Origin of the sequence: Marivivens donghaensis (genome assembly GCF_011806565.1) — a bacterium.
GTDB classification, from domain to species: Bacteria; Pseudomonadota; Alphaproteobacteria; order Rhodobacterales; family Rhodobacteraceae; genus Marivivens; species Marivivens donghaensis_A.
Genome location: NZ_JAATOP010000004.1, coordinates 38,358 through 49,218, shown reverse-complemented (window position 1 = coordinate 49,218; position 10,861 = coordinate 38,358). Strand labels below are relative to the sequence as shown.

Sequence of the window (10,861 nt, the reverse complement as noted above, 5' to 3'; positions counted from 1 at the left end):
ACTTCGTGCCGCTTATACGCACGGCATGCTTCCGTCTTAAAATAGGGATCGTGCGGGGAGGTTCAATGGACCTTCTTCCCCACAGTGAAAGGCGTGACAATCTGCGCTTCCCAATCGTTCGAAAATCCTGCCAAAGGCGCGGAAACAAGCCGTTCTTGCCGCCAAACCGCAGGCGAAGCGATCAGAGTGTGCCTTGGTTGACGGGTTTCGCGCCAATCGGGGCAATCGCGCAGACCCTGTTCACCGAGCGGCGCAATCTCCAATCCGGCTTCGTGGGGACCATTCAGGCGCCACCTACGATCCCAGGTTTCGGTAGAAGCGATTCTTTTTCCGCTGATCGCGCTCAGTTCGCGCGTGACCCTGACGGCGCCGTATTTGATGGTGATCTGGCAACCGTTGACCGTGTGCCCGCGCCCATCGGCAATAGCTGCGGCAAGTTCATCAAGAGCGCTTTGGCGCGGCGTATGAGTGCCGCCACCGATCCACATCAGTATCGCGAGCCAGATACGCCGTTCGATGTCCGCAGGGATGGCGGGCTGGATGTGCTGCGGAATGACCACGTCGCCATCAACGATGGTGACAAGCCGCGCGGCCTCGATTGCCGCATAGTGGTCCAGCGCGTCTTTGCCCGACTGCATGGCGGCCACGGTTTTGGCCAGCGCGTCATGGGTCAGCCCAAGGTCCGCAAGGGTGGGCATCGCCTGACGGAAACGGACGCGCGCGTATTTAGGATTGTCGTTGGTCGGATCGTCGGCCCAAGCGATGTTTCGGTCGGTCAGATAGTGGCGTAGCTCCTGACGGGTGACACTAAGCAGCGGGCGGATGAACTTTGCCCCGCCCACATCGAACGCGTCGGACATCGCTGATAGACCGTCGACGCCCGCGCCTCGGGTCAGCTGCATGAGGAACGTTTCGGACTGGTCATCCTTGGTGTGTCCCAAGAGGACGGTGTCGATCCCCTGCCCTTTGGCCCAGTCGGCAATCAGCTGGTAGCGGGCGTGCCGCGCTGCCTCCATCAGGTTGCCTTCGGCTGCGGCGCCTTTCCAGTGAAGCACCGTATGCGGCACGCCATGCTCGGCGCAAAAGGCCGCGACCGCTTCCGCCTCCCCCGCAGCTTCGGCGCGCAGGCCGTGATCGACCGTCACTGCCTTCACGCGATCCGGCGCTAAGCGGATAGCCATGTCGAGCAATGCCATCGAGTCCCCGCCGCCGGAGACCGCAATAGCAAACGGGCCGTCTCCGGCCCGCTGTTCCAACTTATGTAAGATGTCGTCCAATTCGCGCTGAGGCGTTACTGGCACGACAGGTTCTGCATCGCGGCTTCGGCGTCCAAGACCGCCTCGCTACCGGGGAACTTCAGTCCGACCTGCTGGAGCGTGACGCAAGCGTCCTGCACCTGACCGATCGCGCCCAGCGACATGCCGAGTTTGAACATCGCGTCAGCAGCCATCACACCGTTCTGGTCGGTGGAATAGGCATCGAGGTAGGCACGCGCCGCATCGGTCAGACGACCGAGCGACTCGTAGCTTTCGCCGCGGAAGTAGTGGGCCTGCTGCGACAGGGTGCTGCCGGGATAGGTGTTCGTGAAGCTCTCGAACATCTGGGCTGCACCGTCGAAGTCACCCTCTTCCATCGCGGCCACCGCGTTGTCGAAATCGGACTGCTCGCTCATCGCCATTTCGGGCTGCGGCGAGATGTCGATCGGCTCCTGCGCGACGGGCTGGCTGCCCGCTCCGATGTTCCCGCCCAGCGACGGGGTGTCACCGAGGGTCGAGATGTCACAGCTTTCTTCCAGCTCACACAGGCGGAATTCGAGGTCGCCGATGCGGTTGGTGCCATCCTGCACGATGCGATTGATGCGGAACTCCAGCTCTTCGGTCTTGGACGTCAGAACCTGAAGCTGCGCCGAAATCGAGTCCAGACGCTCAAGCGGAGTGTTTCCGACGGTGCCCATGGTCAGTTCACCGGTCGTTGTCATCTCCGCTTTGAGCGACTGCACGTCGACGTAAAGGGTCGTGAGCTGCTGACGCACGTCAGCAAGTGATCCGTCCTGCGCCAAAGCGGCACACGGCAGAGCGACAGATAGCGCGAGCGCAACGATAGACTTGCGGATCATGGCTCTCTCCCCTTCGTTTTAGCTTAGCTCAGCGCCGCGATGTTGATCACGGTGACGGCGCGGCGGTTCTGCGTGTAGCAGCTTTCGTTCGCGCAGGTCGCAGCCGGACGCTCTTTGCCATACGAAACGGTGCGGATGCGCGATGCCGGAATGCCTTTGCTGACAAGGTATTCGTAGACGGCGTTCGCACGGCGTGCGCCCAGAGCAAGGTTGTACTCGCGGGTGCCCTGTTCGTCGGCGTGGCCTTCGATCACTGCGGTGTAGTCGAGGTTGGTCATCAGCCACTGGACCTGACCGTCGAGGGTCTGCATCGCAGCGGGCGTCAGGGTCGACTGGTCGACGTTGAACAGAACGCGGTCGCCGATGGTCTGCTGGAAGTAGGCAGGGCTCGACGGATCGGCAGCCATGCCGTTCGCACCAGCGCCGTAGGCGCCGTTCGCGTTCAGGTCGACGCTGTTGCTATTCGCGCCGAAACGGTTGGGGTTGGTACAAGCGGCGGTGCCAAGGACGAGGACGGCGAGAGCCGCTTTGGTCAGGGTGCTACGCATGGTGGGATTCCTGTAAATTCGAATGCTCGTTTTATTTCAAGGTAGCATGGGAGACGCCACTTGGGAATCTCCCATACCGAAGGGGGTTAATTGCGGAGCGGCCCCCACGACGGGTCCGATGCAAAGCCGTTGGTCGGGATCTGGCGCAGGTTCCGGCCCGACACGTCTACCGTGTAGAGCGACGGGCCACCGTCAGTGCCAAGGCGTTCGCGGAAGAACATGATCACGCGGCCGTTCGGCGCCCAGGTCGGACCTTCATCAAGGAAGCTGCCCGACGCAGACGATAGCAGACGTTCGTCGCTACCATCGGTGCGCATGCGGCCGATGTGGAAAGCGCCCGCGTTCTGCTTGGTGAAGGCAATCAGGTCACCGCGCGGCGACCAGACCGGCGTACCGTAGCGGCCTTCGCCGAAGGAAATACGCTGCGGCTCACCGCCGGTGATCGGCATGACGTAAAGCTGCTGCGAGCCCGAACGGTCGCTTTCGAACACGATGCGCGAGCCATCCGGCGACAGCGACGGTGCGGTTTCGATCGACGGGGCGTTGGTCAGGCGGGTGTGCTGGCCGCTGGCGATATCGGTGATCCAGATGTCGGTGTTACCGCCGGTTTCCAGCGAGTAAATCACCTTCGAGCCATCGCGCGAGAAACGCGGGGTGAACGCCATGTTGCCCGGTGCGGTCTGGATCTGGATCGGTGCAGGGTTAGCCACGTTGATCATGTTGATGCGCGGGCTGCCCGATACGTAGTCGGTGTACAGAACGCGGTCGCCGGTCGGCGAGAAACGCGGCGCGAGCACCAGCGAGCTGCCAGTGGTCAGCTGGGTGACGCTGCTCGGGTTGCCGTCGTAGTCCATGATCGAGATGACTTTGCGGCGCTTATCCTTCGGACCGCTCTCAGCGACATAGATGATGCGGCTGTCAAAGTAGCCGGCCTCACCCGTGATGCGGCTGTAGACCTGATCGGCAACCTTGTGCGCGAGGCGGCGCCAGCCGTTCGTCGATGCGACAAGCTGCTGACCTTCGCCAAGCTCGTTACCCGAGAACACGTCATAGAGGCGGAACTTGACGACAACCTGATCGCCTTGGACCGACACGGCGCCCGAAACCAGCGCCTGCGCATTCACAGCGCGCCAGTCAGAGAAGGACGGCGCAACGCCAAAGGTGTGCTGGCTGATGAAGGCGGTCGACGGGATCTGGCGGAACAGACCGGTGTTGACCAGATCCTCGGACATGACGCGCGTGATGTCGGCGGCCATCTGCTCCGATCCGCCGACTTCGGCGGTGAAGGTGGGGGCGGCGAACGGCAGCGGCTCGATCACACCATCGGTAATCGTCAGGCGCAGCGGCGTCTGGGCCATCACAGGGCCGGCCAGCACGATTGCGCAGAGCAGGGCCAACAGTCGTTTAAACATGGGCTTCCTCGTTTAAATGGACAAAACGAACGGATGTCGAACGGGAATTCGCTGACGCGCCTAGCATATCTGTAGGCTGCGTTTGCGTAGTTCTCGTGCAGCAAAACGCTGGCATCAGTTTGCCCCGTCCTTGGCTGCGTCGATCTTCATCCACTCCTCCGTCTGAAATTTCTTTTGCGCTGTAGATAGAACCGCATCCACGGACTGACAGCGCAAGACGTTATCTTTGCGAATAACGCTATCGTCAGAATGATGCGTATTCAGGCAAAGCACTTTCTCGTTCGGCACCGGTCGCGCGCGGCTTTGGGGAGCGGCGGTGACCGCCGCTGCCAGAACCACAACCACTGCGACCACGACCCCGCGCATCATCGGTACACCATCTGCGAGGGGTCAAAGGTGATCTCAACCTCTTTCCAGCTATCGTATTTTTCCGCCGGAAGGTTGTAACCGCTCGACTGGCAACGCAGCACAGCGCGGCGTGCAGCCTGAAACGCGGTGTTGGCTTGCGCGGAGGTGCCGCCCGACGAGTTCAGCATCTCGATCTCGCCGATGACCTGCCCTTCGCGTGACAGACTGAAACCGACTGTAACAACCACGTTCGCCCATTCGGCACCCGTGTCCACGTTCCAGCAGCTCTGGACCGACAGACGGAACGCTTCCTGCTCGCCGCCCGTGAGCGGCGGACCAGCGGGAGCCGTCGTTTCGGTCGGCGTACTGGCAGCGGCAAGCGCGGCGGCCAAGGCGGCAGCTTCGTCTTCGGTCTGCTGCGGCGTAGGTTCGGGTTCTTCTTCCGGCTCCGTCTCTGCGGTCTGGACCGGCTGAGGCGTCGGACGGTTCGGGCGCGACGGCGGACGCGGCGAGCTCTGGACTGCACCCGCAGGCGTTTCCGCTTCGGTCACGATCTCGGTCGTCGACTCCTCGGGCGCAGCGGCGCTCTGCTCTTCCTCTACCGGCTCGGGCAGAACGACCTCGGCATCCTCTGCGACTTCCTGCTGGGCATCAGGCGCAATCTCGGCCTCGGGCGGCGGAGGCGGCGTGGCCTCGCTCGCGACACGCTCAGCCGGACGCGGAACCGGACGGTCCGACGGCGGCAAATCAGGCGCAGCCGCAGGCGGCGCTGGCGGTGCGGGCAGAACAGGCACGTCCTCGGCAATCTGGGCGGGCGGCTCGGGGCGGCTCGGCGGCTCTGGCGGCGGAGTTTCCTCAACCGGCGCGGCAGGCACGTCGGGCTGCGACTGTTGTGGCGCTTCCTCGGCGGGTGTCGGCTCGGGCAGCGTGTCATCAACAATCGGCGGAGCCATCGGCGCAGGCTCTTCCGTGGTCGCCTGCGGAGTCGAAGCGGCGACGATCGCGTCATACTCCGCCCCTGACACGACAGACACTTCGGTGATGTCGAAATCCATCGGCTCGTTGTTCAGGCCCCAGCCGAATAGGAGCCAGAACAGCAAAGCCGAGTGCCCTGCTGCTGAAACGTAAGTACCGGCGCTGTAACGACGGAAGTCCACGGCTTACCCGTCCGTCCCCGCGGGGGATGCGACATCGGTCACAAGACCGATGTTGGAGAAACCACCAGCGTTCAGAAGGCCCATAACCTCGGCCACGTTATTCCAAGCGTTGCTGCCGTCCGCACGCAGATAGATGCGGTCCGAAGAACGCTCTGCGGCGATGGCTTGCAGTTTGGCAACCAGTTCACCCTCTTCCGTTTCGGTATTCTGGATCAGCAGCACACCTTCGGCGGTGATGGTGACGGTCAGCGGCTCTTCCTCATCGGTCGGCAGCGCGCTGGCTTGGGTTTTGGGTAGTTCGACAGGCACGCCCACCGTCATGAGCGGCGCAGCCACCATGAAGATGATGAGCAGAACCAGCATCACGTCCACGAACGGCGTGATGTTGATTTCGGCCATGGCCTTGCTGCCACCCGAAGTGCGGCGACGGCGACGGCGGCTTCCGCCTCCTCCGCCCTTGTTCATGACACCGGCACCCATGATCAGCTATCCAGCTGGCGACCGAGGATGGTCGAGAATTCGTCGGCAAACGCCTCGTAACCCGCGATGATATGATCGCTGTCGTTCGAGAGTTTGTTGTAGAAGATAACCGCAGGGATCGCAGCCAGAAGGCCCAGACCGGTCGCGAGCAGCGCTTCGGAAATACCTGGCGCAACGACGGCGAGGTTGGTGTTCTGCGCTTCGGCAATCTCGATGAAGGAGTTCATGATACCCCAGACGGTACCGAAAAGACCAACGAACGGCGCGGTCGAACCGACGGTCGCCAGAACCGGCAGACCTTTCTGAAGGTTCGCGGCCTCTTTCGCGATCGCAACGTCCATGGAACGGTCGATACGGGCCTGCGCGTTGGCGATAAAACGTCCGTCATCACGGATGCTGCGCTGCCATTCGAGCATACCTGCCACGAAGATGCGCTGTGCAGGACCTTCGGGATTGTTGCCGATCTGGTCGTAGAGTTCGTTGAGGGGTTCACCCGACCAGAACGCACGATCGAACTCGGCGGCTTCTGCGCGGGCTTTGCGGTATTGGCGGATCTTGTCGACGATGACGGCCCAGCACCAAATGGATGCCATGACCAAAAGGATCATCACGAGTTTTACAAGAAGAGTCGCGCGGGCAAAGAGTGCCCACATCGTATAATCGGTTGCTGCTTCCATCTGCCTGCTCGTTTCGGGCGGCTCACTTTGGCCGCATTTTTACCAACAAATACAGGAATTGCAGAACCAAGGCTAGATATCCTGCATCACGGTTCCGCGTGAGCAAAAAGCGGCCAATCAGGGTGATGTTGCGGAGGGCACGAAAGGCACTTCGACACGCCGTTTATTCAATCAGTGCAAAGGCTTGCGCAGAATTGCGGGCAGTCGGACCGGTGCCCCGTTTGCGTTGATTGCGACAAGCGTCACCACCGCAGTAAACAGGATCACACCATCCCGTGTTACAGATTGCTTCAGCGTCATGCTCGCGCCGCCGATGTTTTCAACCTCGGTCAGCACAGTGAGTTCGTCGTCGAATTTGGCGGGCTGAAGGTAGTCGGCTTCAACGCGGCGGACGGCGAAAACCACGCCCTCGGTCTCTTTCAGCGCACGCTGGTCAACACCGCGCGCACGTACCCATTCGGAGCGGGCCCGCTCGATGAACCGCAGGTAGTTCGCATAATAGACGATACCGGCTAGGTCGGTGTCTTCGTAGTAAACGCGGCAGTTGAACGAGTGGATCATCGGGCCTCCAGAATTGCCGGCACGTTAGGGTGCCCTCCGCGCTGCGTCCAGCACTCAGGCCAGCGTGCGGGCGTATAGCCGCAGGGCGTGACTGCTGTCCTGCGCGCTCACCGGCATTACCTGATCGTAGGCGGCCTGAATGACCGCGCCGATTTCGGGACGGAGGACGGCGTTGCCGTTGGCCAATGCCAGCGGGGAGCGATCCACAAATGCCTGATCCGACCACGTCAGCATCAACTGGGCCGCCTGCGCGAGAGCGATCGTTTCAGCGGGCTGTTTGGTCAGTTCCGCGTCCATGCGCACGAACACGATGCATAGCTTGATCGCGCCCTGCTCGTCGAAACGGAAAGTCCGGTACTGGTTGGCACCCGCAGCATCGAGGCGCTGCACGAGGTTCGGCAGCCCGTCGATCAGTTGGCCAAGGTTCGGCACGCCCTCAAGCTCGCTCCACTCGCGGCAGAAGAATACCATGAGGTTGGCACCGAGCTCCGTATCGGTCTCGTCCATATTGTGGCCGGCCAACGCAACGATAGCTTCGATCGCGCCTTTCACGGTCTGGAGCGTTTCATCCTCGACCCCGAAAACGACAGGCACAATCGGCCTGCCCCAGCGGGCGCAGAGGTAGGAGCCGTCTTTGCGGGTGAACAGTGCGGTAATATCTTCTGGCGTCATGGGATCGCAATTAACCCGAGGTTGGTTTCAGTTCAATGGCGCGGCGGGGGCGCTGCCCCCTCTTGGCTTCGCCAATTCACCCCCGGGATATTTGAGGCACAAAGGCAGGTCAGCCGAAGAGATCACTTTCCGATTTCGGCGCTTCGAGGCCGAGGTGCCGCCAGCTGGCGCGAGTAAGCATACGTCCGCGGGGGGTTCGCTGGATGAGGCCCTGCTGGAGGAGGTAGGGTTCGATGACTTCTTCGAGCGCGTCGCGGCTTTCGCTGAGCGCGGCGGAGAGGGTTTCGATCCCGACGGGGCCGCCGCCATAACTTTCGGCGATGAGCCTGAGGTAGCGGCGATCGGCACCATCGAGGCCGAGGTGATCGACGTCGAGACGTGTCAGGGCGCGGTCGGCGAGCGCTTGGGTCACGCGGCCGTCGCCTTCGACGATGGCGAAGTCCACGACGCGGCGCAGCAGGCGGCCTGCGATACGGGGCGTGCCGCGTGCGCGGGTCGCGATCTCGCGGGCACCGTCGTCGTCGGCAGGAGCGCCCATGAGGCGGGCACCACGCTGCACGATCTGGTGCAGCTCGTCGACGTTATAGAACTGTAGGCGGGTCGGGATGCCGAAACGGTCACGCAGGGGCGTGGTCAGCAGGCCGAGGCGGGTTGTCGCGCCGACCAGCGTGAAGGGCTGGAGTTCGATGCGAACGGTTCGCGCGGCGGGGCCCTCACCTATCACGAGGTCGAGTTCGTAGTCTTCCATCGCGGGATAGAGCACTTCTTCGACCGCAGGGTTCATGCGGTGGATTTCGTCGATGAAGAGGACATCGCGCGCTTCGAGGTTCGTCAGGATCGCCGCGAGGTCGCCCGCTTTGGCCAGCACGGGGCCGGATGTCATGCGGAAATTGACGCCGAGTTCACGGGCCATGATCTGTGCGAGGGTCGTTTTCCCCAGACCGGGAGGACCGTGGAACAGGGTGTGGTCCATCGCCTCGCCGCGGCGTTTGGCGGATTCGATGAAAACGCGGAGGTTAGCGCGGGCTTCGGCCTGACCGATGAACTCTTCGAGACCCTGCGGACGCAAAGCGCGGTCGCGGTCCTCGGGCTTGCGCTCGGGATTGAGGTCTTCCTGCCGTTCCATCCGTTAGCCTTTCGGTGCGAGCAGCTTGAGCGCTGTCTTGATCAGGGCACCGGTATCAAGGTCCGGATCATCGGCCAAGGCCTGAGCGACGGCGCCCGCAGCTTCGGACGGTTGATAGCCGAGGTTGGCCAGAGCCGAGAGGGCTTCGGGCTGGGCGGCGGACTGTTTGGGCGGAGCGGCACGTTTGCGCGGCTTGGCGGGCGTGTCTGGCTCGATCACATTGTCATTCACGGTCGCCTCTGCGCCGGTCATGGCCATGACGGTGGGCGCTTTGTTCTTCAGCTCCATCGTCACGCGCTGCGCGGTTTTGGGGCCGACGCCTTTGGCTTTGGCAATCGCGGACCAGTCGCCGAGCGCAATGGCGCGGCTGACGCCTTCGGGACCGAGGGTGCCGAGGATCGCGAGCGATGCCTTCGGGCCGATGCCCTGCACACCCGTCAGCAGGCGATGCCATTCTTTTTCCACGAGGGTCGTGAAGCCGAAGAGTTGCAGCAGATCCTCGCGCACGAGCATATCTGTATAGAGAGCCGTTGCCTCTCCGATCGGCGGAAGAGCCGCCATGACGCGGTCGGAGCAGTAAACGACATAGCCCACGCCGCGCACGTCGATGAGAACGTGGTCGAGGCCTTTGTAGTCAACGATGCCAGAGATTTTCCCGATCATGCGCCTGCCTTCATGACTGCGCGCGACAGATGGTTCGCGGATTGACAGTGGTGGGCGTGGCAGATCGCGATGGCGAGCGCGTCGGCAGCATCGGGTCCGTGGACTTTGACGCCAGGCAGGTAGACACCGACCATATGGCCGATCTGTTTTTTGTCGGCATGGCCTACGCCCACCACAGCTTTCTTCACTGCGTTGGGCAGATACTCCCCTACCCGCAAACCCGCCTGCGCTGGAACGAGCAGCGCGATGCCCCTCGCCTGCCCCAGTTTCAGGGTCGCGACGGCGTCTTTGTTGACGAAGGTCTGTTCGACGGCAGCGGCGTCGGGTTGGTAGGTCTGGAAAACGTCGTTGAGCTGGTCGTAGAGCGACAGAAGGCGTTCCGACAGGTCCGCTTTGCCATCCGATTTGCAGGTGCCGTTCGCCACATGGGTGAGTCGCGAACCGACCGATTCGATGATGCCCCAGCCCATATTTCGCAAACCGGGGTCGATACCGATGACGCGCATGGTCTGCCTCTGAAAATTATTGTTGTTGAGCCTCACTAGCACAAAACGCGAACATAAACCAAGTTCGTTTTGAAATCGCCGTGATGCTGCGCCGCAGAATCCGCGATTTCGGATTTGGCGGCGACCCTCCGAAATCCAAAAACGACATTTGTCGCCATTTGACCAATCGCGACGCGATAGGCCGTTTTTACAAGGCAAATCGTCGATTTTTCGCCATGCGCAAGTCGCATATCAGTCATGCAAAACGCACTCTTTCGCGTTTTCAAACTGCTGACTAATTGGGCGACATGAACAACACATAGCGCTGCGATGCAGCAGACTTCTTGGAGTGCCTCATGGTTACTATCGACAACACCCGCGCCGTCAGCCCGCGCCTGACCTACCTGGTCACCGGCTTCTTCTACGACCTGCTCGACCGTATCGAGTTCGCTTATAATGCGAAAACTACGGCCAAGCAGCTGCGTAAGCTGACAGACCGCGAGCTGGACGATATCGGCCTTGTTCGTGCAGACATCGCTAAGCTCGAAGCGCGCGCCCGCTTCTGATCCCCGAGGACCTCTGGAAACACACAGGCCGCCTCGATGAGGCGGCCTTT

Annotated in this window: 14 protein-coding genes; 1 reads left to right on the top strand and 13 read right to left on the bottom strand. The window is 61.9% G+C overall.

Annotated features, from left to right (window positions below; all coding sequences use genetic code 11):
* Positions 1-62: 62 nt before the first annotated feature.
* From tilS to ruvC, 13 genes are all read right to left on the bottom strand, one after another.
* Complete coding sequence (tilS, locus tag HCZ30_RS07125; RefSeq protein ID WP_348640356.1) at positions 63-1,301, bottom strand: tRNA lysidine(34) synthetase TilS; 1,239 nt, start codon at positions 1,299-1,301, stop codon at positions 63-65.
* Positions 1,292-2,116 carry a tol-pal system protein YbgF gene (ybgF, locus tag HCZ30_RS07120; protein ID WP_167637593.1) on the bottom strand — a complete coding sequence of 275 codons (825 nt, stop codon included), beginning with the start codon at positions 2,114-2,116 and terminating at the stop codon, positions 1,292-1,294. The genes tilS and ybgF overlap by 10 nt, the downstream gene beginning before the upstream one ends.
* 23 nt (positions 2,117-2,139) lie before the next feature.
* Positions 2,140-2,664: a peptidoglycan-associated lipoprotein Pal gene (gene pal, locus HCZ30_RS07115; RefSeq protein ID WP_167637592.1), complete on the bottom strand. Its 525-nt coding sequence runs from the start codon at positions 2,662-2,664 to the stop codon at positions 2,140-2,142.
* Positions 2,665-2,750: 86 nt separating this feature from the next.
* Positions 2,751-4,076: a Tol-Pal system beta propeller repeat protein TolB gene (tolB, locus tag HCZ30_RS07110; protein ID WP_167637591.1), complete on the bottom strand. Its 1,326-nt coding sequence runs from the start codon at positions 4,074-4,076 to the stop codon at positions 2,751-2,753.
* A 114-nt stretch (positions 4,077-4,190) separates the two neighbouring features.
* Positions 4,191-4,445, bottom strand: a complete 255-nt coding sequence (locus HCZ30_RS07105; protein WP_167637590.1) for a hypothetical protein — start codon at positions 4,443-4,445, stop codon at positions 4,191-4,193.
* Entirely contained in the window at positions 4,442-5,581 is a 1,140-nt protein-coding gene (locus HCZ30_RS07100) for a hypothetical protein (protein WP_167637589.1), read from the bottom strand. The genes HCZ30_RS07105 and HCZ30_RS07100 overlap by 4 nt, the downstream gene beginning before the upstream one ends.
* Positions 5,582-5,584: 3 nt before the next feature.
* On the bottom strand, positions 5,585-6,061 hold the full coding sequence (locus HCZ30_RS07095) for an ExbD/TolR family protein (protein WP_167637588.1): 477 nt from the start codon (positions 6,059-6,061) through the stop codon (positions 5,585-5,587).
* 2 nt (positions 6,062-6,063) lie between these two features.
* Positions 6,064-6,738, bottom strand: coding sequence for a protein TolQ (gene tolQ, locus HCZ30_RS07090; RefSeq protein WP_175580992.1), 675 nt, complete (start codon positions 6,736-6,738; stop codon positions 6,064-6,066).
* A gap of 171 nt (positions 6,739-6,909) precedes the next feature.
* Complete coding sequence (gene ybgC / locus HCZ30_RS07085; protein ID WP_167637587.1) at positions 6,910-7,299, bottom strand: tol-pal system-associated acyl-CoA thioesterase; 390 nt, start codon at positions 7,297-7,299, stop codon at positions 6,910-6,912.
* Positions 7,300-7,353: 54 nt separating this feature from the next.
* Positions 7,354-7,971 (bottom strand): hypothetical protein, encoded by a 618-nt coding sequence (locus tag HCZ30_RS07080; protein ID WP_167637586.1) that lies wholly within the window; start codon positions 7,969-7,971, stop codon positions 7,354-7,356.
* Positions 7,972-8,080: 109 nt separating this feature from the next.
* A complete protein-coding gene (ruvB, locus tag HCZ30_RS07075) occupies positions 8,081-9,097 on the bottom strand; it encodes a Holliday junction branch migration DNA helicase RuvB (RefSeq protein WP_167637585.1) in 1,017 nt (338 codons plus the stop codon).
* A 3-nt stretch (positions 9,098-9,100) separates the two neighbouring features.
* A complete protein-coding gene (ruvA, locus tag HCZ30_RS07070) occupies positions 9,101-9,760 on the bottom strand; it encodes a Holliday junction branch migration protein RuvA (RefSeq protein ID WP_167637584.1) in 660 nt (219 codons plus the stop codon).
* The gene (ruvC, locus tag HCZ30_RS07065) at positions 9,757-10,266 is read right to left on the bottom strand and encodes a crossover junction endodeoxyribonuclease RuvC (RefSeq protein ID WP_167637583.1); all 510 of its coding nucleotides are present in this window, start codon (positions 10,264-10,266) and stop codon (positions 9,757-9,759) included. Before ruvC ends, ruvA begins: the two co-directional genes overlap by 4 nt.
* A 335-nt stretch (positions 10,267-10,601) precedes the next feature.
* Here ruvC and HCZ30_RS07060 point away from each other — a divergent pair, with 335 nt between their 5' ends.
* Positions 10,602-10,811 carry a DUF1127 domain-containing protein gene (locus HCZ30_RS07060; protein WP_167637582.1) on the top strand — a complete coding sequence of 70 codons (210 nt, stop codon included), beginning with the start codon at positions 10,602-10,604 and terminating at the stop codon, positions 10,809-10,811.
* Positions 10,812-10,861 lie beyond the last annotated feature (50 nt).